The 25,873-nt window shown below is 44.9% G+C and carries 22 protein-coding genes; 14 read left to right on the top strand and 8 right to left on the bottom strand.

Features of this window, described 5'->3' with window-relative positions:
- Positions 1 to 285: 285 nt before the first annotated feature.
- The 8 genes from secE (at position 286) to rpoC (ending at position 12,291) form a co-directional block, all read left to right on the top strand.
- On the top strand, positions 286 to 663 hold the full coding sequence (secE, locus tag ACED60_RS10190) for a preprotein translocase subunit SecE (protein WP_017096511.1): 378 nt from the start codon (positions 286 to 288) through the stop codon (positions 661 to 663).
- A gap of 13 nt (positions 664 to 676) precedes the next feature.
- A complete protein-coding gene (gene nusG / locus ACED60_RS10185; RefSeq protein ID WP_012605006.1) occupies positions 677 to 1,225 on the top strand; it encodes a transcription termination/antitermination protein NusG in 549 nt (182 codons plus the stop codon).
- Between the two features lie 212 nt (positions 1,226 to 1,437).
- Positions 1,438 to 1,866 carry a 50S ribosomal protein L11 gene (gene rplK / locus ACED60_RS10180; protein ID WP_010435555.1) on the top strand — a complete coding sequence of 143 codons (429 nt, stop codon included), beginning with the start codon at positions 1,438 to 1,440 and terminating at the stop codon, positions 1,864 to 1,866.
- Positions 1,867 to 1,870: 4 nt separating this feature from the next.
- Positions 1,871 to 2,575 carry a 50S ribosomal protein L1 gene (gene rplA / locus ACED60_RS10175; protein ID WP_012605004.1) on the top strand — a complete coding sequence of 235 codons (705 nt, stop codon included), beginning with the start codon at positions 1,871 to 1,873 and terminating at the stop codon, positions 2,573 to 2,575.
- A gap of 242 nt (positions 2,576 to 2,817) precedes the next feature.
- Positions 2,818 to 3,312 carry a 50S ribosomal protein L10 gene (gene rplJ, locus ACED60_RS10170; protein WP_009844673.1) on the top strand — a complete coding sequence of 165 codons (495 nt, stop codon included), beginning with the start codon at positions 2,818 to 2,820 and terminating at the stop codon, positions 3,310 to 3,312.
- 57 nt (positions 3,313 to 3,369) lie between these two features.
- Positions 3,370 to 3,735 carry a 50S ribosomal protein L7/L12 gene (gene rplL, locus ACED60_RS10165; RefSeq protein ID WP_009844674.1) on the top strand — a complete coding sequence of 122 codons (366 nt, stop codon included), beginning with the start codon at positions 3,370 to 3,372 and terminating at the stop codon, positions 3,733 to 3,735.
- 234 nt (positions 3,736 to 3,969) lie between these two features.
- Complete coding sequence (rpoB, locus tag ACED60_RS10160) at positions 3,970 to 7,998, top strand: DNA-directed RNA polymerase subunit beta (RefSeq protein WP_009844675.1); 4,029 nt, start codon at positions 3,970 to 3,972, stop codon at positions 7,996 to 7,998.
- 90 nt (positions 7,999 to 8,088) lie between these two features.
- Positions 8,089 to 12,291: a DNA-directed RNA polymerase subunit beta' gene (gene rpoC, locus ACED60_RS10155; RefSeq protein ID WP_009844676.1), complete on the top strand. Its 4,203-nt coding sequence runs from the start codon at positions 8,089 to 8,091 to the stop codon at positions 12,289 to 12,291.
- 331 nt (positions 12,292 to 12,622) lie between these two features.
- Here rpoC and ACED60_RS10150 read toward each other — a convergent pair whose 3' ends face one another.
- A complete protein-coding gene (locus tag ACED60_RS10150; RefSeq protein WP_012604999.1) occupies positions 12,623 to 13,120 on the bottom strand; it encodes an Rsd/AlgQ family anti-sigma factor in 498 nt (165 codons plus the stop codon).
- Between the two features lie 165 nt (positions 13,121 to 13,285).
- Between ACED60_RS10150 and nudC the strand changes: the two genes are divergently transcribed.
- Positions 13,286 to 14,095, top strand: coding sequence for an NAD(+) diphosphatase (gene nudC, locus ACED60_RS10145; RefSeq protein WP_009844679.1), 810 nt, complete (start codon positions 13,286 to 13,288; stop codon positions 14,093 to 14,095).
- Positions 14,096 to 14,394: 299 nt separating this feature from the next.
- Positions 14,395 to 15,462: a uroporphyrinogen decarboxylase gene (hemE, locus tag ACED60_RS10140; RefSeq protein WP_004729761.1), complete on the top strand. Its 1,068-nt coding sequence runs from the start codon at positions 14,395 to 14,397 to the stop codon at positions 15,460 to 15,462.
- Positions 15,463 to 15,570: 108 nt separating this feature from the next.
- Here the strand turns inward: hemE and ACED60_RS10135 are convergent, their stop codons facing one another.
- A complete protein-coding gene (locus tag ACED60_RS10135; RefSeq protein WP_065679891.1) occupies positions 15,571 to 16,164 on the bottom strand; it encodes a uracil-DNA glycosylase family protein in 594 nt (197 codons plus the stop codon).
- Entirely contained in the window at positions 16,164 to 16,907 is a 744-nt protein-coding gene (locus tag ACED60_RS10130; RefSeq protein ID WP_371727434.1) for a D-2-hydroxyacid dehydrogenase, read from the bottom strand. Before ACED60_RS10130 ends, ACED60_RS10135 begins: the two co-directional genes overlap by 1 nt.
- A 255-nt stretch (positions 16,908 to 17,162) precedes the next feature.
- Here ACED60_RS10130 and ACED60_RS10125 point away from each other — a divergent pair, with 255 nt between their 5' ends.
- Entirely contained in the window at positions 17,163 to 17,750 is a 588-nt protein-coding gene (locus ACED60_RS10125) for a YjaG family protein (RefSeq protein WP_017055908.1), read from the top strand.
- Between the two features lie 80 nt (positions 17,751 to 17,830).
- Here ACED60_RS10125 and ACED60_RS10120 read toward each other — a convergent pair whose 3' ends face one another.
- Positions 17,831 to 18,982 carry a CNNM domain-containing protein gene (locus tag ACED60_RS10120; RefSeq protein ID WP_009844683.1) on the bottom strand — a complete coding sequence of 384 codons (1,152 nt, stop codon included), beginning with the start codon at positions 18,980 to 18,982 and terminating at the stop codon, positions 17,831 to 17,833.
- A gap of 270 nt (positions 18,983 to 19,252) precedes the next feature.
- Between ACED60_RS10120 and hupA the strand changes: the two genes are divergently transcribed.
- Together hupA and ACED60_RS10110 are read left to right on the top strand one after the other, a co-directional pair.
- Complete coding sequence (gene hupA / locus ACED60_RS10115) at positions 19,253 to 19,525, top strand: nucleoid-associated protein HU-alpha (RefSeq protein WP_004729753.1); 273 nt, start codon at positions 19,253 to 19,255, stop codon at positions 19,523 to 19,525.
- A 47-nt stretch (positions 19,526 to 19,572) separates the two neighbouring features.
- The gene (locus tag ACED60_RS10110; protein ID WP_371727433.1) at positions 19,573 to 20,271 is read left to right on the top strand and encodes a DUF1481 domain-containing protein; all 699 of its coding nucleotides are present in this window, start codon (positions 19,573 to 19,575) and stop codon (positions 20,269 to 20,271) included.
- A gap of 169 nt (positions 20,272 to 20,440) precedes the next feature.
- On the opposite strand, the gene purD is transcribed toward ACED60_RS10110, so the two are convergent.
- Positions 20,441 to 21,730: a phosphoribosylamine--glycine ligase gene (gene purD, locus ACED60_RS10105; protein WP_371727432.1), complete on the bottom strand. Its 1,290-nt coding sequence runs from the start codon at positions 21,728 to 21,730 to the stop codon at positions 20,441 to 20,443.
- 284 nt (positions 21,731 to 22,014) lie between these two features.
- Entirely contained in the window at positions 22,015 to 23,625 is a 1,611-nt protein-coding gene (gene purH / locus ACED60_RS10100; RefSeq protein WP_371727431.1) for a bifunctional phosphoribosylaminoimidazolecarboxamide formyltransferase/IMP cyclohydrolase, read from the bottom strand.
- A gap of 323 nt (positions 23,626 to 23,948) precedes the next feature.
- Between purH and zntR the strand changes: the two genes are divergently transcribed.
- Positions 23,949 to 24,389, top strand: a complete 441-nt coding sequence (zntR, locus tag ACED60_RS10095; protein ID WP_009844687.1) for a Zn(2+)-responsive transcriptional regulator — start codon at positions 23,949 to 23,951, stop codon at positions 24,387 to 24,389.
- 47 nt (positions 24,390 to 24,436) lie between these two features.
- Here the strand turns inward: zntR and ACED60_RS10090 are convergent, their stop codons facing one another.
- Complete coding sequence (locus tag ACED60_RS10090) at positions 24,437 to 25,396, bottom strand: GGDEF domain-containing protein (RefSeq protein ID WP_371727429.1); 960 nt, start codon at positions 25,394 to 25,396, stop codon at positions 24,437 to 24,439.
- A gap of 171 nt (positions 25,397 to 25,567) precedes the next feature.
- Positions 25,568 to 25,864 carry a DNA-binding transcriptional regulator Fis gene (gene fis, locus ACED60_RS10085; protein ID WP_004729744.1) on the bottom strand — a complete coding sequence of 99 codons (297 nt, stop codon included), beginning with the start codon at positions 25,862 to 25,864 and terminating at the stop codon, positions 25,568 to 25,570.
- Positions 25,865 to 25,873: the final 9 nt, after the last annotated feature.

Below are 25,873 nucleotides of genomic sequence, written 5' to 3'. Positions count from 1 at the left end.
TCGCAATCCGCGAAGGTGGCCGTACAGTTGGTGCTGGTGTTGTAGCTAAAATCTTTGCATAAGATTTGACGAACCACTAGTAAAAAGGGCATCATTTGATGCCCTTTTTCTGCGCTGAAAAAAGAGTTGGGTGTTTTGACATCAATTTTAACTCTTAGCAAAGAATTAAACGGTCTTTTTAACTAAAATGACTGTTAGATGTGTTGTTTTGCAACGCAAAGGAATGTGCCCTGCAACAGCGGGGTTATTGTCGTCTATATTTAAGACTTATCACAGGTTGGTTTTATGAAAGCAAACGCTGAAACTCCTGATAGCTCAGGTGCAGCAGATACAATGAAGTGGGTAGTCGCTTTTGTACTGTTGGCTGCTGCTGTTGTGGGTAATTACCTGTATGGTGAATTGTCTGTTGTAATTCGCGCTGCAGGTGTAGTTGTGCTGATTGCTGCCGCACTAGGCGTTGCAGCAACAACAACTAAAGGTAAAGCTGCGATCGATTTTGCAAAAGAATCTCGTATGGAGATTCGTAAAGTTGTTTGGCCTACTCGCCAAGAAACTATGCAAACTACATTGATCGTTTTAGCTGTATGTATTGTTATGTCTCTAGTGCTTTGGGGAATTGACGGCATTATGGTCCGTTTAGTTTCTCTAGCAACTGGAGTGTAGAGGGTTCTGATTCATGAGTGAAGCTCCAAAAAAACGTTGGTATGTAGTTCAAGCCTTTTCTGGCTATGAAGGTCGTGTATCTCAATCGTTACGCGAACATATTAAAATGCACGACATGGAAGAATTCTTTGGTGACGTTTTAGTACCTACTGAAGAAGTAGTGGAAATGCGTGCAGGTCAACGCCGTAAAAGCGAACGTAAGTTCTTCCCTGGCTACGTATTAGTGCAAATGATCATGAATGATGAATCATGGCACTTAGTACGCAGCATTCCTCGTGTTATGGGCTTCATTGGTGGTACCTCTGATCGTCCTGCACCAATCACTGACAAAGAAGCTGATGCTATCTTGAACCGTCTAGAGAAAGCGAGCGAGTCTCCACGTCCTAAGACAATGTTCGAAGCGGGTGAAGTGGTTCGTGTGAACGATGGTCCGTTTGCTGATTTCAACGGTACAGTTGAAGAAGTAGATTACGAGAAAAGCCGCATTAAGGTATCTGTATCGATCTTTGGTCGTGCAACACCGGTTGAGCTTGAATTTGGTCAAGTTGAAAAGCTGGACTAAAACTCTAACTTTTGAACAAGCTGTGGATAAATACTTCATAAGTTGTTCAAAATAAAAGAGTATAAAAAACCACCTTTTTAGGGTTGTTAAAGGCGCGAATTATGATTATAATTTCGCGCCTTTTTACTTCTATCGAAGTAAGAAAGAGTTAATTGAAATTAAGGGGAGCTTGCCTCAGGGCTAGCGCATGTACCCAAAAATTAGGAAATATCATGGCTAAGAAAGTTGAAGCTTATATCAAACTGCAAGTTGCAGCTGGTATGGCAAACCCAAGTCCACCGGTTGGTCCTGCTCTAGGTCAACACGGCGTGAACATCATGGAATTCTGTAAAGCGTTCAACGCAAAAACAGAATCTGTTGAGAAAGGTCTACCTACTCCAGTAGTAATTACTGTTTACAACGACCGTTCTTTCACGTTCGTAACTAAGACTCCACCTGCTGCTGTTCTTCTTAAGAAAGCTGCTGGCGTTAAGTCTGGTTCAGGTCGTCCAAACACTGAGAAAGTTGGTACTGTAACTGACGCTCAAGTTCAGGAAATCGCAGAAACTAAAGCTGCTGATATGACTGGTGCTGACATCGAAGCAATGAAGCGTTCTATTGCTGGTACTGCTCGTTCAATGGGCCTAGTGGTAGAGGGATAAGATCATGGCAAAACTTACTAAGCGTATGCGCGTAATCCGCGACAAAGTTGAAGTAACTAAAGAATACGAAATCAACGAAGCTGTTGCTCTTCTTAAAGAACTAGCTACTGCTAAATTCGTTGAGTCTGTAGATGTTGCTGTTAACCTAGGCATCGATGCTCGTAAATCTGACCAAAACGTACGTGGCGCAACTGTGCTACCTCACGGTACTGGCCGTGACATCCGCGTTGCTGTGTTCACTCAAGGTGCAAACGCAGAAGCAGCTAAAGCAGCTGGCGCAGATATCGTTGGTATGGAAGATCTTGCTGAGCAAGTGAAAAAAGGCGAAATGAACTTCGACGTTGTTGTTGCTTCTCCTGATGCAATGCGTGTTGTTGGTCAACTAGGTACAATCCTAGGTCCACGCGGCCTTATGCCAAACCCTAAAGTTGGTACTGTAACTCCTAACGTTGCTGAAGCGGTTAAGAACGCTAAAGCTGGGCAGGTTCGTTACCGTAACGACAAGAACGGTATCATCCACACTACTATCGGCAAAGCATCTTTCGAAGCTAACCAGCTTCAAGAGAACCTAGAAGCACTTCTAGTTGCTCTTAAGAAAGCTAAGCCTTCTTCAGCGAAAGGTACTTTCCTGAAGAAAGTAAGCATCTCTACTACAATGGGTGCTGGTGTTACTGTTGATCAAGCTAGTCTTGACACTCAAGCAAACTAATTTGCTTCGGCGCAGATTTAGTGTATACTTCTGCGCCTAATATTTGTGGTTGGGTGGTTTTTGAAGCAATTCAGGTCATCCGTCCCAAGACCGTAGGCGCTGTACTCTTCGGAGATATGGCTTAATAAAACCTACGTAGGCGATGTTGTGGTTTGAGGTGAATTTATTCATTTTTAAATAACATCGTAAACGCTCATTACATTTTGTATGAGTGCTGTAATCACAACCAGAGGTTAATCCAAATGGCTTTAAATCTTCAAGACAAAAAAGCAATTGTTGCTGAAGTCAACGAAGCTGCCAGTGGTGCACTTTCTGCAGTTGTAGCTGATTCTCGTGGCGTTACTGTTGGCGCAATGACTTCTCTACGTAAACAAGCTCGCGAAGCGGGTGTTTACATGAGAGTTGTTCGTAACACACTAGCACGCCGTGCGATTCAGGGTACAGACTACGAGTGTCTAACTGACACTTTCACTGGTCCAACTCTGATCGCATTCTCTAATGAGCACCCAGGTGCTGCAGCGCGTCTTTTCAAAGACTTCGCTAAAGAGAATAAAGATTTCGAGATCAAAGCTGCTGCATTTGAAGGCGCAGTTACTGATGCTGAAGTACTAGCGACACTACCAACTTACGACGAAGCTATCGCACGCCTAATGATGTGCATGAAAGAAGCTTCTGCTGGCAAGCTGGTTCGTACTATCGCTGCTGTTCGCGACCAAAAAGAAGAAGCTGCGGCTTAAGCCTTGCTTTTCACTGGTTGCTATTTAAACTTATTGTTGACTTAAAAGAGAATTGTTATGTCTATTACTAACGAGCAAATCCTAGACGCAGTTGCAGAAATGTCTGTAATGCAAGTTGTTGAGCTTATCGAAGCTATGGAAGAGAAATTCGGTGTTACTGCTGCTGCTGCAGTTGTAGCTGGTGGTGCTTCTGCTGAAGCTGCTGCTGAGCAAACTGAATTCGACGTAATCCTAACTGCTGCTGGCGCTAACAAAGTACAAGTTATCAAAGCTGTACGTGGCGCAACTGGCCTAGGTCTTAAAGAAGCTAAAGGTCTTGTAGACTCAGCTCCTGCAGCGCTTAAAGAAGGCGTTGATAAAGCTGAAGCTGAAGCTCTTAAAGCACAGCTAGAAGAAGCTGGCGCTTCTGTTGAAGTTAAGTAATTATTACTTAATTTCTTAGCCGCAAGGCTAATGGCTGGTGGTTTATTAACCACCGGCCTTTTTGCGCTGTAGGGCTATGACGAAATTTCCGCTGTTTAACCGTCATAATCCAAGCAAAAAAACAGTCATTTTTTCGAAATGATTGTTCACTACAGTAAACAGCTGTTTGTCACCGCCCCCTCTGAAGAGTGTTTTGGGTGGTTTGGGTCACTTATCAGCGAGCTGAGGAACCCCATGGTTTACTCTTATACCGAGAAAAAGCGCATCCGTAAGGATTTTGGTACTCGTCCACAAGTTTTGGACATTCCATACCTGTTATCGATCCAGCTTGATTCTTTCGACAAATTCATCGAACAGGATCCTGAAGGTCAATACGGTCTTGAAGCTGCTTTCCGTTCTGTATTTCCAATTCAGAGCTACAACGGCAATTCTGAGCTGCAATACGTTAGCTACCGTCTTGGTGAGCCAGTTTTTGACGTTAAAGAATGTCAAATCCGCGGTGTTACTTACTCAAAGCCACTACGCGTAAAACTACGTCTAGTTATCTTTGATCGAGATGCACCAGCAGGTACTGTAAAAGACATTAAAGAACAAGAAGTCTACATGGGCGAAATTCCGCTTATGACAGACAATGGTACTTTCGTAATTAATGGTACCGAGAGGGTTATCGTATCCCAGCTGCACCGAAGCCCAGGCGTGTTCTTCGACAGTGATAAGGGTAAGACCCACTCATCAGGTAAAGTTCTTTATAACGCACGTGTAATTCCTTACCGTGGCTCATGGTTAGACTTTGAGTTCGATCCTAAGGATAACTTATTCGTACGTATCGACCGTCGTCGTAAGCTACCAGCATCGATTATCCTTCGTGCACTTGGTAAATCGACTGAAGAGATCCTAGATCTGTTCTTCGACAAAGTGAACTTCGAAGTTAAAGACCAAACTCTACTTATGGAGTTGGTTCCTGATCGTCTACGTGGTGAAACTGCGTCATTCGACATCGAAGCAAACGGCAAAACTTACGTTGAGACTGGTCGTCGTGTAACTGCTCGCCATATCCGTCAACTTGAAAAAGATGGCGTTGAGCACATCGAAGTACCAGTAGAGTACATCGTTGAAAAGATTGCTGCGAAAGATTACATCAACGAAGCAACTGGCGAGATCATCGTTGGCGCAAACCAAGAGATTAGCCTAGAAGCACTTGCTAACCTGTCTCAAGCAGGTCACAAGACTCTAGAAGTGCTGTTCACGAATGACCTAGACCATGGTCCATTCATGTCAGACACTCTACGTGCGGATAGCACAGTAGATCGCATCTCTGCATTGGTAGAAATCTACCGCATGATGCGTCCTGGCGAGCCACCAACGAAAGAAGCTGCAGAATCACTGTTCGAAAGCCTATTCTTCTCTGAAGATCGTTACGACCTATCAACTGTAGGCCGTATGAAATTCAACAGCTCTATCGAGCGTGAAGAAGAAGAAGAGCGCGGTACTCTGGATGAATCAGACATCATCGAAGTGATGAAGAAACTGATTGGTATCCGTAACGGCATTGGTGAAGTGGACGATATCGACCACCTTGGCAACCGTCGTATCCGTTCTGTAGGTGAAATGGCAGAAAACCAATTCCGTGTTGGTCTAGTTCGTGTAGAACGTGCCGTTAAAGAACGTCTAAGCCTTGGTGACCTTGATGCAATCATGCCTCAAGACCTTATCAACGCTAAGCCGATCTCTGCTGCAGTTAAAGAATTCTTTGGCTCTTCACAGCTTTCACAGTTTATGGACCAAAACAACCCATTGTCAGAAGTTACGCACAAGCGTCGTATCTCTGCTTTAGGTCCTGGTGGCCTTACTCGTGAGCGCGCAGGCTTCGAAGTACGTGACGTTCACGTAACTCACTACGGTCGTCTATGTCCGATCGAAACGCCTGAAGGTCCAAACATCGGTCTAATTAACTCGCTATCTGCATTTGCACGTTGTAACGATTACGGTTTCCTAGAAACTCCGTACCGTCGTGTAGTAGATGGTGTAGTAACAGAAGAAGTTGATTACCTGTCTGCAATCCAGGAAGGTCAATTCGTAATCGCGCAAGCAAACACCATTCTTACTGAAGAAGGTACGTTTGCAGATGAGCTAATCACAGCTCGTCAAAAAGGTGAATCTGGTCTTCACCCACGCGATCACGTTGACTACATGGACGTTGCGACAAACCAAGTAGTATCTATCGCTGCTTCGCTTATCCCGTTCCTAGAACACGATGATGCGAACCGTGCATTGATGGGTGCCAACATGCAACGTCAAGCTGTACCAACACTGAGAGCTGATAAGCCTCTAGTAGGTACGGGTATCGAACGTAACATCGCAGTTGACTCTGGTGTTACAGCGGTTGCTAAACGTGGTGGTCAAGTTCAGTCTGTTGACGCTTCTCGTATCGTAGTTAAGGTTAACGAAGATGAATTGGTACCTGGCGAAGCTGGTATCGATATCTACAACCTGACTAAGTACACGCGTTCGAACCAAAACACATGTATTAACCAACGTCCAACTGTACTTCCTGGTGAACCAGTTGCACGCGGCGATGTTCTTGCTGACGGTCCTTCAACAGACCTTGGTGAACTAGCTCTTGGCCAAAACATGCGTATCGCATTCATGCCTTGGAACGGTTACAACTTCGAAGACTCGATCTTAGTATCTGAGCGCGTAGTTCAAGAAGACCGTTTCACGACAATCCACATTCAAGAACTATCTTGTGTGGCTCGTGATACTAAGCTGGGTTCTGAAGAGATCACAGCTGATATTCCAAACGTAGGTGAGTCTGCTCTGTCTAAACTAGACGAGTCAGGTATCGTTTACATTGGTGCTGAAGTTAAGGGTGGCGACATCCTAGTTGGTAAAGTAACCCCTAAAGGTGAAACTCAACTGACTCCTGAAGAGAAGCTACTACGTGCTATCTTCGGTGAGAAAGCATCTGATGTTAAAGATACTTCTCTACGTGTACCAAACTCTGTTTCGGGTACTATCATCGATGTACAAGTCTTCACTCGCGATGGCGTAGAGAAAGACAAACGTGCACTTGAAATCGAACAGATGCAGCTTAAAGAAGCTAAGAAAGATCTAACTGAAGAGTTCCAAATTCTTGAGGGTGGCCTTCTTAACCGTGTTAAAGCTGTACTTCTGTCTGGTGGTTACTCTGAAGCTAAGCTTGATACTATCGGTCGTAAGCAATGGCTAGAGCAAGTTCTAGAAGACGATGCGCTACAAACACAGCTTGAGCAACTTGCTGAGCAGTGGGATGAGCTAAAAGCAGACTTCGATAAGAAGTTTGAAACTAAGCGTCGTAAAATCACTCAAGGTGATGATCTAGCGCCTGGCGTTCTTAAGATTGTTAAAGTTTACCTAGCGGTTAAACGTCGTATCCAGCCTGGTGATAAGATGGCCGGTCGTCACGGTAACAAAGGTGTAATCTCTAAGATTAACCCTGTTGAAGACATGCCATACGATGAGAAAGGTCAGCCTGTAGACATCGTACTTAACCCGCTGGGTGTACCATCGCGTATGAACATCGGTCAGATCCTAGAAGTTCACTTAGGTTTGGCTGCGAAAGGTATCGGTGACAAGATCAACCAAATGGTTAAGGAACAACAAGAACTGCATAAGTTCCGTGAGTTCCTACAGAAGGTTTACGATCTTGGCGATACTCGTCAGAAAGTTGATATTGCTGAACTGTCTGATGATCAAGTTCGTACACTGATCAAGAACCTACGTGGCGGTCTACCGATTGCTACACCTGTGTTCGACGGTGCTTCTGAGTCTCTAATCAAAGAACTACTTAAACTGGGTGATCTGCCAGAATCTGGTCAGCTTAAACTGTTTGATGGTCGTACTGGTGATTCGTTTGAGCGTCCTGTAACTGTTGGTTACATGTACATGCTGAAACTGAACCACTTGGTTGATGACAAGATGCATGCTCGTTCAACTGGTTCTTACAGCCTAGTAACTCAGCAACCACTTGGTGGTAAAGCTCAGTTCGGTGGTCAGCGTTTCGGTGAGATGGAAGTATGGGCACTAGAAGCATACGGTGCTGCATATACTCTACAAGAAATGCTAACAGTTAAGTCGGATGACGTTAACGGCCGTACTAAGATGTACAAGAACATCGTAGATGGTAACCATAGCATGGAACCTGGCATGCCAGAGTCGTTCAACGTACTGTTGAAAGAGATTCGCTCGCTAGGTATCAACATCGAGCTAGAAGACGAAGAGTAATCCCTCTTTTTTATAAAGAAGATTGGATTACTTGGTAAAGGGGGCTCACTTTAGTCGGTGAGCTCCTTTAACTCCTTACAGGAGCTGAACGTGAAAGACTTATTAAACTTTCTAAAAGCACAGCATAAGACCGAAGAATTTGATGCAATCAAAATCGGTCTATCTTCACCAGACACGATCCGTTCGTGGTCTTTTGGTGAAGTTAAAAAGCCAGAAACAATTAACTATCGTACGTTCAAACCTGAACGTGATGGTCTGTTCTGTGCACGTATTTTTGGTCCAGTTAAAGACTACGAATGTCTTTGTGGCAAATACAAGCGCCTGAAGCACCGTGGTGTTATCTGTGAGAAGTGTGGCGTTGAAGTTACACAAACTAAAGTTCGTCGTGACCGTATGGGCCACATCGAGCTTGCTTCACCAGTTGCTCACATCTGGTTCCTAAAATCACTACCGTCTCGTATCGGTCTACTAATGGATATCCCTCTGCGTGATATCGAACGTGTTCTTTACTTCGAAATGTACGTAGTAACTGAACCGGGTATGACTGATCTAGAAAAATCTCAGATGCTTACTGAAGAAGAGTATCTGGATCGTCTAGAAGAATGGGGTGACGAATTCACTGCTAAGATGGGTGCTGAAGCGATCAAAGATCTGCTTTCAACAATGGACCTTCATCAAGAAGTGGAAGAAATGCGCGAAGAGTTGGAAACAACTAACTCTGAAACTAAGCGTAAGAAAGTTACTAAGCGTTTGAAGCTAGTTGAAGCGTTCATTTCGTCAGGCAACAAGCCTGAGTGGATGATCCTGACTGTACTTCCAGTGCTACCGCCAGATCTACGCCCTCTAGTACCACTAGATGGCGGTCGTTTTGCGACTTCTGATCTGAACGACCTTTACCGTCGTGTGATCAACCGTAACAACCGTTTGAAGCGTCTTCTAGAGCTAGCGGCTCCAGACATCATCGTACGTAACGAAAAGCGTATGCTGCAAGAGTCTGTTGATGCCCTTCTAGATAACGGTCGTCGCGGTCGTGCGATCACGGGTTCTAACAAGCGTCCTCTGAAATCTCTTGCTGATATGATCAAGGGTAAACAAGGTCGTTTCCGTCAGAACCTTCTAGGTAAACGTGTAGACTATTCTGGCCGTTCTGTAATCACAGTTGGTCCATACCTTCGTCTACATCAGTGTGGTCTTCCTAAGAAGATGGCACTTGAGCTATTTAAGCCGTTCATCTACAGCAAGCTAGAAACTCGTGGCATGGCTACGACAATCAAAGCTGCTAAGAAAATGGTAGAGCGCGAAGAAGCGATCGTTTGGGATATCCTAGACGAAGTTATCCGTGAACACCCAGTACTGCTTAACCGTGCACCTACACTTCACCGTCTAGGTATCCAAGCGTTTGAACCAGTACTAATCGAAGGTAAAGCGATTCAGCTTCACCCACTAGTGTGTGCGGCATACAACGCCGACTTCGATGGTGACCAAATGGCTGTACACGTGCCTCTAACTCTAGAAGCACAGCTTGAAGCTCGTACCCTAATGATGTCGACGAATAACATTCTGTCGCCAGCATCAGGTGATCCAATCATCGTACCTTCTCAGGACGTTGTATTGGGTCTTTACTACATGACACGTGACAAGATCAACGTGAAAGGTGAAGGTATGTACCTTGCTGGCCCTGCAGAGGCTGAAAAGGCATACCGTACTAAGACTGCTGAGCTACACGCTCGCGTTAAAGTACGTATCACTGAAACTGTAGTAGATGAAGACGGCAATAGCACAACGAATACTGGCCTAGTTGATACGACTGTAGGTCGTGCAATGCTATGGCAGATCGTTCCAGCTGGCCTACCGTACAGCATCGTTAACCAAAAGTTAGGTAAGAAGCAGATCTCTACTCTTCTTAACGAGTGTTACCGTAAGCTTGGTCTAAAAGATACAGTAGTATTTGCTGACCAAATCATGTACGCAGGTTTCGCATACGCGGCACTTTCTGGTGTTTCTGTAGGTATCAACGATATGGTTGTTCCTCAAGCGAAATACGATGAAATTGAATCTGCTGAAGAAGAAGTTCGTGAAATCCAAGAGCAATTCCAATCAGGTCTTGTTACTGCGGGTGAGCGTTACAACAAAGTTATCGATATCTGGGCATCTACGAATGACCGCGTTGCGAAAGCAATGATGGATAACCTATCTTCTGAAACAGTTATCAACCGTGACGGCGAAGAAGAACAGCAAGAATCGTTCAACAGCATCTACATGATGGCTGACTCGGGCGCACGTGGTTCTGCAGCTCAGATTCGTCAGCTAGCAGGTATGCGTGGTCTGATGGCGCGTCCAGATGGTTCAATCATCGAAACGCCGATCACAGCGAACTTTAAAGAAGGTCTAAACGTCCTTCAGTACTTTATCTCAACGCACGGTGCTCGTAAGGGTCTTGCGGATACAGCACTGAAAACAGCAAACTCGGGTTACCTAACTCGTCGTCTAGTAGACGTTGCTCAAGACGTTGTAGTACACGAACATGACTGTGGCACGCATGAAGGTATCGACATGATGCCTCACATCGAAGGTGGTGACGTTAAAGTTGCACTTTCTGAGCTTGCTCTAGGTCGTGTAGTAGCTGAAGACGTTCTTAAGCCTGGTACTGAAGATGTACTGATTCCACGTAATACTCTGATTGATGAGAAGTGGTGTCAAATCATGGAAGACAACTCAGTAGATAGCATGAAAGTGCGCTCTGTTGTTACCTGTGATGCAGACTTCGGTTGTTGTGCACAGTGTTACGGTCGTGACCTAGCACGTGGTCACCTAGTGAACCAAGGTGAAGCAGTTGGTGTTATCGCTGCACAATCTATCGGTGAACCGGGTACACAGCTAACGATGCGTACGTTCCACATCGGTGGTGCGGCATCTACTGCAGCAGCAGAGAACAGCATCCAAGCTAAGACAACTGGTACTGTGAAACTTCACAATGCTAAGTTTGTAGTTAACAAAGATAAGAAACTGGTTATCACTTCTCGTGCATCTGAGATGACGATTATTGATGAATTCGGCCGTACGAAAGAGAAGCACAAACTTCCTTACGGTTCGATGCTAACCAAAGGCGACAACGCAGCAGTTACTGCTGGTGAAGTTGTAGCTAACTGGGAAGCGCATACCATGCCAATCATCACTGAAGTGGCAGGTCGTATCCAATTCGTAGATATGATCGATGGTATTACAGTTTCTCGTCAAACTGACGATCTAACGGGTCTTTCTTCAAGTGAAGTAACAGACGCAGCAGCTCGCCCAGCAGCAGGTAAAGATATGCGTCCAGCTATCAAACTTGTTGATGAGCAAGGTAACGACGTAATGATTCCTGGTACTGATATGCCAGCTCACTACTTCCTACCTGGCAAAGCGATTGTAAACATCGAAGATGGCGCTGAAGTTGGCATTGGTGACACACTATCTCGTATCCCTCAAAAATCGAGCGGAAACAAAGATATCACCGGTGGTCTACCACGCGTAGCTGACCTATTCGAAGCTCGTAAGCCTAAAGAGCCTGCGATCCTTGCTGAGCACACAGGTACTGTGTCTTTCGGTAAAGAAACGAAAGGTAAGCGTCGTCTAGTAATCACTCGTGAAGGCGGTGACGCTTACGAAGAGATGATTCCTAAGCACCGTCAATTGAACGTGTTCGAAGGTGAGAAGATTGAACGTGGTGATGTAATCGCCGACGGTCCTGAAACTCCACACGATATCCTGCGTCTACGTGGTATCCACGCTGTGACTCAGTACATCGCGAACGAAGTTCAAGAAGTTTACCGCTTACAAGGCGTAAAGATTAACGATAAGCACATCGAGACTATCGTTCGTCAAATGCTACGTAAGTGTACAATCACACATTCTGGTGACTCTCCGTTCCTACCTGGCGAACAAGTTGAGTACCACAATGTTAAGATTGCTAACCGTAAGCTAGAAGCTGAAGGTAAAGAACTAGTGCGTTTCGAACGTGATCTACTAGGTATTACTAAAGCATCTCTTGCAACTGAGTCATTCATCTCAGCTGCATCGTTCCAAGAAACGACTCGCGTACTAACAGAAGCTGCGGTTTCTGGTAAGCGTGATGACCTTCGCGGCCTGAAAGAGAACGTAATTGTTGGTCGTCTTATCCCAGCTGGTACTGGTTTCGCATACCACCAAGAGCGTCAAAAGCAACGTGAAGAAGAGCAAGAAGGTCCTTCAGCTGAGCAAGCTACTGACAATCTAGCAGCACTTCTAAACGCTGGTTTCTCTTCAGAAGAGTAAGCTCTACGAGTAGTCTCTAAGAGATAAGAAAAAAGGCACCTTCGGGTGCCTTTTTTGTATCTGGCGTATTGGTATTTAGCTATGACTTATAAAGTGATAGGTGTGATTATCTAGCTGGTGGGGTTGGATTTATGTCCTGAAGAGTGCTCTTTGAGGCCAGTAAGATAAAGGGTAGAGATGATTAGGCTGATTAGGGCTGTAACCATATGCTTATGGCTAAAGGTCAGGGCGAGCGAGTAAGCTCTGTCTGAAAGGTTCTGGGTAGTTTGGATAACCTTACAGACAAAACAAAAAGCTTGCACAGAGGCAAGCTTATTAAGGATTCAGCTAACTAAGCGCCTGGTGGAATCGCTAAACTGTCTGCAATAAGCTGGATAAGATTATCTTCTACTTCAAAACGTACTTCGAGTAGTTCACCTACTTTTGACATATCTCCTTCGAAGTTAGGCAACTCATCGTCTGCACTTACTTTAACGTACTTATCATTGAACTCTAGAAGCGGCTCGGTTGTAAGTACGATCTTCGCGTAAGTTGTATCAATCTCGTCATTGGTTTTAAAGCCTGTTGCTTGCCATTTTTTCATGACCATATCGTAGATCTTAAAATGACCCTCTGAGATATAATCGACAACATGATCGCAGAATGAGCTTATTTCTTTAGGAGAAGGGAGTTCAACAACGTTTGATTGCCCATTGCTAGCTGGCTGCAAGGCACCTAGCTTACAATACTCAACGATTAGAGACTGTCGAGTTTCGAGCCAATGATCGATGACCTCATTAGAGCCACCCCATTGTTCTTGTATTTGTTTGAATTTATTTAGCATGACCATGTCCTCATGATCTGATCACAACCTTGTGATCAAGTAATTGCCTAAGCAGGGTCCGTTTTATTGGTAGCTACTAAAAGTAATAGTTTGAATTATTCTCTGCTACAACTCTAGTATGAAATCAGATTGCCAGTAAAATGAACGAACTGCAAGCAATGAGGCATAGGGATGTTAAAAAAAAGTGATAACAAAATGACAGAGCAAGCTTATTGGTGCGTCGTTTCAGGTAGTGATATTTGGGTTAATAATGATCAGTTTCCTTATGGCTCAGCTGAAGAGCTAGGGCTGGATGTCGAGCATGCAATCTGCATTGGTCAGCATCAAGGTCGTAAGGTGTATTGGCTCAACGATTGCGATGTGGAGATTGATCTGAGCATGGTCAGCCTAAGAGATTTGCTTCACTGGCCTGAATCAAGTTTTCTGATCGCAAGCAAAGCTATCCAGTATGGGAACATGACACAAAGTATGCGTTTTTGCCCTCAGTGCGGCGGTCGTAATCATCTCAATCATAATCAGGTGGCGATGCAGTGTGGAGACTGCCGAACGCTTCATTACCCTCGTATCTTCCCGTGCATCATTGTCGCTGTACGAAACGACAACAAGATATTACTTGCGCAGCACCCAAGGCATAAAACGGGTATGTACACGGTAATAGCGGGCTTCCTAGAGGTTGGAGAAACCCTAGAGCAGTGTGTGGCGCGAGAAGTCAAAGAAGAAACGGGGATCGATGTGAGTAACATTCGTTACTTTGGTAGCCAGCCATGGGCGTTTCCATCGAGTATGATGATGGGCTTTCTTGCAGATTATGCTGGTGGTACGCTTAAACCCGATTACAGTGAACTGTCGGATGCCCAATGGTTTGACGTAACAAGCCTACCTGATGTTGCTCCAGTCGGAACGATTGCGAGACAATTGATTGAGAATACAGTCGATGACATAAGGAAAGCCGGCGTCGCGGAGCAAGAACTAGAACATTAAATTACCTGTGATAGTATTTGGCCTATGGGTGGTCAAACACTAAAAAAAACCCTCCACAAGTGGAGGGGGTAAGTAAGATGTCGTTATGAGATGCTGAGTAGTGACTACTCAGTTGTTATAATTGTAATTTTCGCTAGCGAAAAAATTTTTAACATGCTCCTGTAATTGGGTGCAAATTAAGCATGGATTTAAAAGTTAATAACTTGATCTAGGTTGCAAAGCACACAGCTTTTACCCTTCAATCAGTGTTAGAATACTTGCCATCAAAACTAGACAAGATTGAATTGGAATTTAACGGAATGACCGAATTAAAAAACGATCGCTATTTACGCGCACTTTTAAAACAGCCTGTTGATTACACACCGGTATGGATGATGCGCCAAGCTGGCCGCTATCTTCCAGAGTACAAAGCAACGCGCGCTGAAGCGGGCGATTTCATGTCTTTGTGCAAAAACGCTGAACTAGCATCAGAAGTAACACTTCAACCTTTACGTCGTTTCCCGCTTGATGCGGCAATCTTGTTCTCTGACATCCTAACTATCCCAGATGCGATGGGGTTAGGTTTGTACTTCGAAACAGGTGAAGGCCCTAAGTTTGAACGCCCTATCACATGTAAAGCTGACGTAGAAAAGATTGGCCTACCGGATCCTGAAGGTGAACTTCAATACGTAATGAATGCCGTTCGTCAGATCCGTAAAGACCTGAAAGGCGAAGTGCCACTGATTGGTTTCTCTGGTAGTCCTTGGACATTGGCAACTTACATGGTTGAAGGCAGCAGCTCGAAGGCGTTCACTAAGATCAAGAAGATGATGTATGCAGAGCCACAAACGCTGCACTTACTTCTAGATAAGCTGGCTGACACTGTTATTGAATACCTGAACGCGCAAATTAAAGCAGGCGCACAATCGGTAATGGTATTCGACACATGGGGTGGTGTACTTACTCCGCGTGACTACAACCTGTTCTCACTGCAGTACATGCACAAAATTGTCGATGGCCTAATTCGTGAAAATGAAGGTCGCCGTGTACCGGTTACTCTGTTCACTAAGAACGGTGGCATGTGGCTAGAATCTATCGCAGCGACTGGCTGTGATGCAGTTGGGCTAGACTGGACAATCAATATTGCTGATGCAAAAGCACGTATTGGCGATAAAGTGGCTCTACAAGGCAACATGGACCCATCAGTACTTTACGCACAACCTGAGCGTATTCGTGAAGAAGTCGGCACTATCCTTGAAGGTTTTGGTGACGGCGGTACTGGCCACGTATTTAACCTTGGCCATGGTATTCACCTAGATGTGCCACCAGAAAATGCTGGTGTATTTGTGGACGCAGTTCACGACCTATCTAAGCCATACCATAAGTAATTCAGTATGTGTTTTTAGAAAAAGCGCTGTCGAGAAATCGGCAGCGCTTTTTTATTATCTTTCTATCCGCACTCAATATCGGCTAAATCATCGTTGATGTGCAGCTAATTAGGCATTTGGGTCATGGCAGGCCAAATGCTCTGATACGTGCTTCCTGATATAGGGAATGACTTCACTTTCGAACCATGGGTTTTTCTTGAGCCAGATATTATTACGTGGTGAAGGGTGGGGAAGTGGCAAAAATTCTGGAGCCCAAGCCTGCCAGTTACGTACCGTTTCAGTGAGTGTGCTGGTGGCTTTATCTTTTAGATAATAGTTTTGCGCATACTGACCAATCAGCAAGGTCATTTGGATGTTGGGCAGTGATTGCAGTACTTTTTTGTGCCATAGCGCAGCGCACTCCTTTCGAGGCGGTAGATCGCCACTTTTTCCCTTTCCTGGATAGCAAAAGCCCATCGGGACAATCGCGACTTTTTGTTCGTCATAAAACGTATCGCTGTCCATCTCTAGCCATTCTCTCAATCGCTCGCCACTGGCGTCGTTCCAAGGGATAGATGATTCATGAACCTTAATACCGGGTGCTTGGCCTATGATTAACAAGCGCGCGTTTGGGTGTGCCTGAATCACTGGGTTTGCACCGTGTGATAAATGAGGTTCACAAGCGGTGCATTGTCGTATCTCGGTGAGCAGTGACGAGAACATCAGTAGCCTTTATCAAAATCAATGGTGTGATTAAGTGTAAAACCATCTCGCCATTGTTGGTAATTATTGGCGAAGATCTCCACGACCTGTCTTGGCTCACTTAGAGCCGCAATGTGTGGTGTGATGGTTACTTGAGGCAATTTCCAAAACGGGTGTTCTTGTGTGAGAGGTTCGCATTCAAAGACATCTAAGAAAGCGTGTTCAACCCATTTATTCTTAATCGCAAGCAGTAACGCTTTATTATCTACGCTTTCCCCACGTCCCACATTAAACAGCAATACGTTAGAGCAGTAGCTTAAGGTGGTTTGATTCAGTAGTTGGTAGGTATCATCCGTTGATGGCAATGTGTTCACTACAATATCCGCTTGCTTGAGGGCGGCTTCTAATTCATTAATGTGGAAAGTTTCTTTGAAGGTTTCTTGCTTTGATGGGATACCTGTCCGGTTGACACCTATGGTGTGAATACCAAAAGCAGCAGCGGTTTTAGCTAAATGACTGCCAATTGACCCCGTTCCTAAAATCACCATGGTTTTGTCAGTTAGGCTAGTATAAAGCTGTGGCTGCCAGTTTCGTTGTACTTGTTGCTGGTGGTAGTGAGGAAAGTGTCTACAGTGGCTGATCGTGTAACCCAACACGTATTCAGCAATCGCAGGGCCGAAGATGCCTTTGACGTTGGTCAGCGTATAATCTTGGCGCAGATCCGGCTGAGTGAGTTTATTGATTCCTGCATAGGTACTTTGCATCCAGTCTAGATTTTTAAACTCATTAAGTCGCTCCGCTATTAAAGGAGGAGCTGCCAGTACGATCTCAGCTAATTCGGGGTTTTGAGTGATTTCGAGGTCAGGTAACCCTTGGTTTAGAATCAGTTGCGTATAGGTATCGTCATGCTCGGTAAGAATATAGAGCTTAATTCGTAAAATTGTTCATCGGCTTACCTTTTCCCCCCAGGGTTTATCAAGTACACTTTCGCTGTCTTTTTCTGCAATTATTGAGTGACTATGCTTCAGAATCCACTGCAGGTTCGTCTTGAAAAGTTAGAACCTTGGCAACAAATTACTTTTATGGCGTGTCTATGTGAGCGTATGTATCCTAACTATGCCATGTTTTGTGAGAATACAGAATTTGCGGAAGCTCGAATCTACCGTGATGTTTTGGATAGCATTTGGGAAATCCTAACCGTTAAAACGGCAAAGGTGAACTTTGAGCGTCAACTTGAGAAAGTAGAAGAGCTATTCCCTAGCGCAGATGATTTTGATTTCTATGGTGTTTACCCTGCAATGGACGCATGCCAAGGCTTAGCAACATTAATCCATGGTCTACTTGATCGTGAGCATATGTTGGAAGCGGTAATTAAAGTGAGTCAACAATCGGTGAAGACGGTTGCTGAGCTTGAGTTTGCTCAAGGCGCTGAAGAAGTGACGAACGAAAACCAGAAAGAAAACGAAGCGGTATGTGAAGAGTGGGACGTTCAGTGGGCCATTTTCCGACCTCTACGTGAAACGACTGAGCGTGACTTAGAGCTGATCAAAGACCTACGCCACGAACTGCGTGAAGACCCTGTCAGTAACATTGGTGTTGCACTATAATCTGCAATTGCATCAAAGTACGAATAGAAACAAAGGCTCCCTAGGGAGCCTTTGTTGTATCTGACGCTATCAAATTTAGATTAAGCGTCTTTCTTGTCTTCTTTTTGAACCTTGCTTTCATCCGCTGACTTTGAGTCTGAGGTGTCGTTATCTGCTAGAGTTTTTTCTTCTAGCTCGTCCTCTTCATCGCGGTTTTCGATAACACCGTGTGTCTCTTTCCACGTTTCCCAGCGTTGGAACGCCAGTTCTTGCATGTCTGTGGTTTTATCTGCTTCGTCGACAATCTCTTCACCCACTAGGTGTTCAAAGATATCTTCTAGGGTGATGATGCCCTGAATTGTGCCGTACTCGTCCACAACTAAAGACAGTTGCAGGCGGTTTGCCATCATTTGGTCAAAGGCCTTAGCTAAGCCCATGTTGTTTAGCAAGACGTGGATAGGGCGCATCACTTCACCCAGAGCCTTCTCACCACAACCCGCTTGCTGCAATCTAAACAGCTCTAAGCGGTGGACAAAACCGATGATATTGTCAGTTTGCTCGCTGTAAACCAGTGGGCGTGAGAATGGTGTGTCTTTGTGTTGTTCTAGGAACGTATTGACACTCATTTCTGCATCGACGCGGAATACAACAGGGCGTGGTGTCATGACTTGAGTCACGGGCACATCTTGAATACCTAACAGATTGCTCAGGATTTTTGATTCACCTTCAGCAAATTCACCGCTCTCTTTTGCCAAAATAGCCATTGCAGATAGCTCATCACGCATTTTTGGTGCCTGGTGGCCGCGAGCTAAACGTTTGGTAATTTGCTCTGAGAACCACACAAATGGTGTTAGGAAAAAGACCATCCAGCGAAGCACATTTGATGATGCTGGGGCAAGTTGACGCCAGTAGGTCGCGCCAATGGTTTTTGGAACAATCTCAGACAGAACTAAAATACCCAGAGTTAATACGGCAGAGAATACGCCTAACCATTGGCTACCAAAAACGACTGCTGCTTGTGCACCCGCTGTCGCTGCACCGATGGTGTGCGCGATGGTGTTGAGCGTTAAAATTGACGCAAGCGGGCGGTCAATGTCGGTTTTCAGTTTGTCTAATGACTCTGCTGCAGGATGCCCATTTTGTTTTAGTTGAGCAATGTAGCTCGGACTAATACTCAAAAGTACAGCTTCCAAAACAGAACAAATGAAAGAAACTCCAATAGCAATGGAGACGTAAATAGTTAGCAGCAGCATGTTTGCCCTTAAATTAAATTGTACGCTTTAGCAGCGATTCAGCGTGGATTATAGAGAATAAGTAGTGGCTAGGTCATCATTAATTTTGCTCTCAGCCCCTTTTAAACAAGGGCTTGCTCAGTAAAATCAGTAACAAATTGTGAGTTATTACTCATATTATGGCTAAAACTACGGCATTAGAGCTAAAGATCGACGACAAACCTTTGCCAGATGGGGCATTTATGTTTTAGAGTGAATCGAATTCAAAAATACAAAGAAGGGAAACCTAAAATGAACAAGACTCAATTAATCGACTTTATTGCTGAAAAAGCGGACCTTTCTAAAGCACAAGCTAAAGCTGCTCTAGAAGCGACTCTTGGCGGTGTTACAGATGCTCTTAAAGATGGCGATCAAGTTCAGCTAATTGGTTTTGGTACTTTTAAAGTAAACCACCGTGCAGCTCGCACTGGTCGTAACCCAAAAACTGGTGACGAGATCCAAATCGCTGCTGCAAATGTTCCAGCATTTGTTGCAGGTAAAGCGCTGAAAGATTCAGTGAAATAATCTAAACTGTACCGAGGTAGTCGTATTCCACCTCGGTACAGGTTTTTATGAAAAAAGCATTTCTTCTCGTTTCACTATTATCTACATTTCTCATTGGCTGTTCATCAACCAGCCCTCGCAAAAACCTAGAGCAATTTGAAACTCATACCGGCGGCCAAGTCATGGGCGACGCGACAAGTTTCTACTGGGTTACAAACAAGCTAACACAACCTCATACTTCAGCTGACTACGTCACTGTAGGCGATTACGGCTGGTACCAAACGGACTATGCTTGGTCGGAAGGTATACTTCGTGAATTTATTCGTGAAGGTGAGCAACGTAATTCTTCTAATGAGCTGGTTCAGTATAGTGTCCATGTGCGTTTTAATAAGTCAGGCGAAGCTGTATATCAGCAGTATCGTATTGATAGCAAAATTTTGCCTATCCAAGTTAAGCAACTTGAAAGCTACCAGAAAGAAGCCAAGTCGGTTTTAGAAACTACGATGAAGCAGCATGACGAAGGGCTCAGACTGGTTCAGGGTTACTGGAATGGCAAAACGTTCCAGACTTGCTCTGGTAAGCAATTTTCTGACATTGAATTTAATCAAACACTACCTAATTTTGTGATTAACCGTTTGTCGTCTGTAGAGAGCTATGGTGCTTTTGTCGGCAAGGAGTCTCTCAGAAAACTATCTGTTGCTGAATTTTTGATGTTGGCAGATGACAACCATCAGTGTGTTACAAGACCATCATTGTTGAAAGAATAGAGCGTATTTAAAAGGGTTCAGAGAATTTACCCGCTGTAGGTCAGTGCTTATTTGTGTGTAAAGGAACAGACCCCAGGACAGATTAAGCAATAAAAAAGGCGCCAACCGAGGCGCCTTTTCTGTTGTTACTTGCTTGCGGTCATTCGAACATAAGCGAGTCGTAGACTGATTACTGTTCTTGCTCGCGCGCAATCGCACGGTAACCGATGTCATTGCGGTGGAACATACCATTCCAGCTAACTTGCTTCGTCAACGCGTAAGCGCGCTCCTGAGCTTCAGAAACCGTATTACCCAGTGCCGTTGCACAAAGTACACGGCCACCGTTTGTCACAACGTCGCCAGCTTCGTTATTTGTCGTACCCGCGTGGAAAACCTTTTGGCCTTCAACTTCGCTGGTTGGCAGTGAAATAACGTCACCTTTTGCGTAGTCAGCAGGGTAACCGCCAGCCGCAAGAACAACACCGATAGAAGCGCGTGGGTCCCACTTTGATTCTGCTTCGTCTAGCTTCTCATCGATAGCCATTAGGCAAAGTTCAACAAGGTCTGACTCCATACGCATCATGATAGGTTGCGTTTCAGGGTCGCCAAAGCGGCAGTTATATTCGATAACCTTAGGCGTGCCGTCAGTATCGATCATTAGTCCTGCGTAAAGGAAACCAGTGTAAGGTGCGCCTTCTGCGTCCATACCACGTACCGTTGGGTAGATAACTTCCTCAAGGATGCGGTTATGGATTTCAGGAGTTACCACTGGAGCTGGAGAGTAAGCACCCATGCCGCCAGTATTAGGGCCAGTGTCTTTGTCGCCAACACGTTTGTGATCTTGGCTGGTGGCCATAGGAAGAACGCTAGAACCGTCAACCATTACGATGAAGCTTGCTTCTTCGCCTTCAAGGAACTCTTCGATAACCACGCGACTGCCTGCTTCGCCAAATGCGTTGCCCGCTAGCATGTCTTTGATTGCGTCTTCAGCTTCTTCAAGTGTCATCGCAACGATAACGCCTTTACCCGCCGCAAGGCCGTCAGCTTTTACTACGATTGGAGCACCTTGCTCGCGAACGTAAGCGATAGCTGGCTCGATCTCAGTGAAGTTTGAGTAGTAACCTGTTGGGATATCGTGACGAGCTAGGAAGTCTTTGGTGAATGCTTTAGAGCCTTCAAGCTGTGCTGCCGCTTGAGTTGGGCCGAAGATTGGTAGGCCAACTTCGCGGAATGCATCAACAACACCAATAACCAATGGTGCTTCAGGGCCCACGATAGTCAGTTCGATTTTCTTTTCTTGAGCAAACGCCACTAAACCAGCGATGTCTTCAACACCGATGTTTACGTTTTCAAGTTTAGATTCAAGCGCAGTACCTGCGTTACCTGGAGCGATGAATACTGTTTCAACATTTGGGTTTTGTGCCGCTTTCCAACCAAGAGCATGCTCACGACCGCCGGCACCGATAATCAATACATTCATGTTTTAAAATCCTTATAGCTGCTTCAGAGCCTTTATTTCTGTGTCAAACATGCTCACTTATGGTCATAAGCTCCGCGTGTTTTCCTTGAACTAAAGTCACTGACTTGCTCTACGTATTTCAAATATCGGAATATTTAAAAAACAAAATTATAAGTTTTGCTCAAAGTAGTTGGTGATGTGGCTAGGCAGCAATTGAGCCCATCCCCGGGAGCATAGTCCACTATGTGACCGGGGGGGGGGCGAAAGCAGCTAACGACGCCACAGTGCCAAATACGAAGAGGAAATTAGTGGCGGAAGTGACGCATGCCCGTAAAGATCATCGCCATGCCGTGTTCGTCTGCTGCTGCGATAACTTCGTCATCACGCATAGAGCCGCCCGGTTGGATAACACACTTGATGCCCGCTTCTGCTGCCGCGTCGATACCGTCACGGAATGGGAAGAACGCGTCAGATGCCATCACACAACCTTCAACTTGTAGACCTTCGTCTGCAGCTTTGATACCTGCGATTTTCGCAGAGTAAACGCGGCTCATTTGGCCTGCGCCTACACCAATAGTCATGTCGCCTTTCGAGTAAACGATAGCGTTAGATTTAACGTACTTCGCTACTTTCCAGCAGAATAGAGCATCTTTCAATTCTTCAGCTGTTGGCTGACGCTTAGAAACCACTTTCAGGTCATCTTCAGAAACCATGCCTTGGTCGCGGTCTTGAACTAGCAAACCGCCGTTAACGCGTTTCACGTCAAAACCAGTTGTCTTAGTTGTCCACTCACCGCACTCAAGCAGGCGAAGGTTTTTCTTAGCCGCTACGATTGCTACTGCTTCAGCAGAAACAGATGGTGCAATGATAACTTCAACGAATTGACGCTCAGTGATAGCCGTTGCTGTTGCAGCGTCTAGCTCACGGTTGAAAGCGATGATGCCGCCAAATGCAGACGTTGGGTCTGTTTTGAATGCACGGTCGTAAGCTTCTAGGATATCTTCACCTAGTGCAACACCACATGGGTTAGCGTGCTTAACAATTACACATGCTGGCTGGTCGAACTCTTTCACACACTCAAGTGCTGCGTCAGTGTCAGCGATGTTGTTGTAAGAAAGCGCTTTACCTTGGATTTGGCGAGCAGTAGAAACAGATGCTTCTTCAGGGTTTGCTTCAACGTAGAATGCTGCCGCTTGGTGGCTGTTCTCACCGTAGCGCATGTCTTGTTTCTTCTCGAACTGTTGGTTGAACGTGCGAGGGAATTTAGACTCTTCATCAGCCTTCTTTCCTTCTTCATCAAGTAGAGAGGCACCGTAAGATGGAACCATAGTGCCGAAGTAGTTTGCGATCATGCCGTCGTAAGAAGCTGTGTGCTCGAATGCTGCGATAGCAAGGTCGAAGCGAGTCTCTAGCGTTAGAGATTTCTCGTTCGCGTCCATTTCAGCAACAACGCGCTCGTAGTCGTGTGCGTTTACCACGATCGCTACGTCTTTGTGGTTTTTCGCTGCAGAGCGAACCATTGTAGGACCGCCGATGTCGATGTTCTCAACAGCGTCAGCAAGGGTACAACCTTCTTTAGCAACGGTTTCTGCGAATGGGTATAGGTTTACAACAACCATATCGATAGGGTTGATACCGTGAGTTTCCATCACGTCATCATCTTGGCCACGACGGCCTAGAACACCACCATGAACTTTCGGGTGCAGAGTCTTAACACGGCCATCCATCATTTCTGGGAAGCCAGTGTAGTCAGATACTTCTGTTACAGAGATGCCTTTTTCAGCAAGCAGGCGAGCAGTGCCACCGGTAGATAGGATATCTACACCACGGTTAGCAAGAGCTTGTGCAAATTCAACGATACCAGTTTTGTCTGATACGCTGATGAGAGCGCGGCGAATTGGACGAGCGTTATTCATGCTTCCATTTCCTCAAATTCATGGGGTTAAAATAAAGATATTTGCCAAAAAAGAACTTGTTTCTATCTTCTCAGCGTGGAGTATCTTAGATACCAGTAAGAGATAAAATATTGGCCAGTTTTGGTAAAGACCTTTTGGGTGTTCTTATAATCAAGCTATAAGATAACCAACTCCAAATTTGATGGCGCAGATTCTAACTAATTTATTACAAAAAAGCTCGCGCAATCGTTTGGCATCTCAAAATTAATTATGAAAAGTGCCATTTCAGCCTGAAAAGTAACGATAAGGTTAATTGTGGAATGGACGGAACAGTAGGGAAAAACATGTTTCAGATCGGTGAATTAGCGAAAAGATGCGGTGTGACAGCCGATACCTTGCGGTTTTATGAAAAAAGTAACCTGATTGCTCCTGCCAGTCGCAGTGACTCAGGATATCGGTTATATGATGAAAACAATCAGAAACAGGTGACCTTTATTCTTAAATCTAAAGCGTTAGGGCTGAGTTTAGATGAAATTAAGGAATTGCTCGAGATTCGCTTGGAAGCAACGCAGCACAGTTGCTCGGAAGTGAAAGCCATCACAACGGCAAAGCTGACACTTATTGATGAAAAAATCAGTGAACTTGGCAGAATACGCACGGCATTAAAGAAGATTAATGATGCTTGCTGCGGTCATGTAGATGACGATGCGAGCCATTGTTCTATCTTAGGTGCTTTGGCGAGCGAAGATAAACAAAGCTCATGCTGTGCTGCTGATGGTAAATAGCTGAAGAGATCTCCGTTAGTGAGAGAGGTTTACTACGGTTGATAACCCTAGGAAGCTTGCAGTATTTTGGCTCTTAGTTGAGCGTCAATTTTTAAAGTGGGTAGGTTATTGTGGTAAAGCGTGACTTGGTTGCGGCCAGTCTGCTTTGAAGAGTACATGGCTCTATCTGCTTGAGCCAATAGTTCTTTTATGGTTTTAAGGTGTGGTGTGTATTCAGCAACACCGATGCTGACTGTTGGGTAGATGATGTGGCCGTCTACGGTACACGGCGTTGATTCAATCGTTTTACGAATCGTCTCCGCAACGTAATAAGCTTCAATGGCACTGGTGTGTGTGAGAATGACACCGAATTCTTCGCCACCCAAGCGACCTAGATAATCATCGCAGTCTATTGACTGTTGGCATAAACTCGCGACTTGAACGATTACCTCATCACCAGAAAGGTGGCCAACTTGATCATTGATCTCTTTGAAGTGGTCTATGTCTATCATCAAACACGTTAAGCTTTCCTTAGGCGATTGACTGAACTCTTTTTCCAACCCAAGTAAAAAGGCACGTCTATTTAAAATCCCAGTTAGCTCATCGATTTCAGCGAGTTCTATCAGCTCAGCTTCACGTTGCTGTGCTTTAGTAATATCTCGCTCTTGCCACAGCACGTATTGCTTTTCTGGCGAGAGATACAATGGCTTTAATGTCGATTCAAAATATCGATCGTCTGATTCTGCAGATTCTTCCCCTTGAGCGAAAAGTTGTTCAATAGAAAGCTGAAGTTGCTGACAGGGCGCAAGAGAGTATTGAATGTATTGAATTTCGCGACTGGAATAAGCTTGCTTTGCCGCCTCTAACAGCTGCTTTTCAACCGCGGGAGGCAACAGTTCTGAAACTGTGTGGTGATTTGGATTGTCAAAGTTTTCAACAATACGTCCGGATGTATCCAACAGAAGATGACGATCAGGCAGTTCACGGATCAGTGTGCTAAGCCATTCTTCCCTTTTCATATCAAGCATGTAGCTTCCAGACGATTAGATTAATGGGTCATTATATCGGTAGTGATTACGTTATCAATCGTTACATCTCATTAATTGATTGATAATTGTTCGCTTGTTGCCATATAAACAAAAAAAAGCCGAGTTCAATAAAGAGCTCGGCTTCTAATTCAATAAATTACGAAAGAACGATTAGTTCATGCCGTATTTTTTAAGTTTCTTGCGAAGAGTACCGCGGTTAATACCCATCATGGTTGCTGCGCGAGTTTGGTTACCGCGAGTGTACTGCATGATAGTGTCTAGTAGTGGCTGTTCAACTTCAGCTAATACTAATTCGTATAACTCGCTGACTTCTTGACCGTTTAATTGAGCAAGGTAATTTTTCAATGATGCTTTAACTGAGTCACGTAGTGGCTTCTGCGTGATTTGGTCTTGTGATGTAACTGTAGTTACTGTCAATGCTTCTGAAGTCAGATTTTGTTCGAACATATTCGGTCT

The organism is Vibrio sp. 1F279, assembly GCF_041439815.1.
Taxonomy (GTDB): domain Bacteria; phylum Pseudomonadota; class Gammaproteobacteria; order Enterobacterales; family Vibrionaceae; genus Vibrio; species Vibrio tasmaniensis_A.
This window is presented reverse-complemented; position numbering and strand designations above follow the sequence as displayed.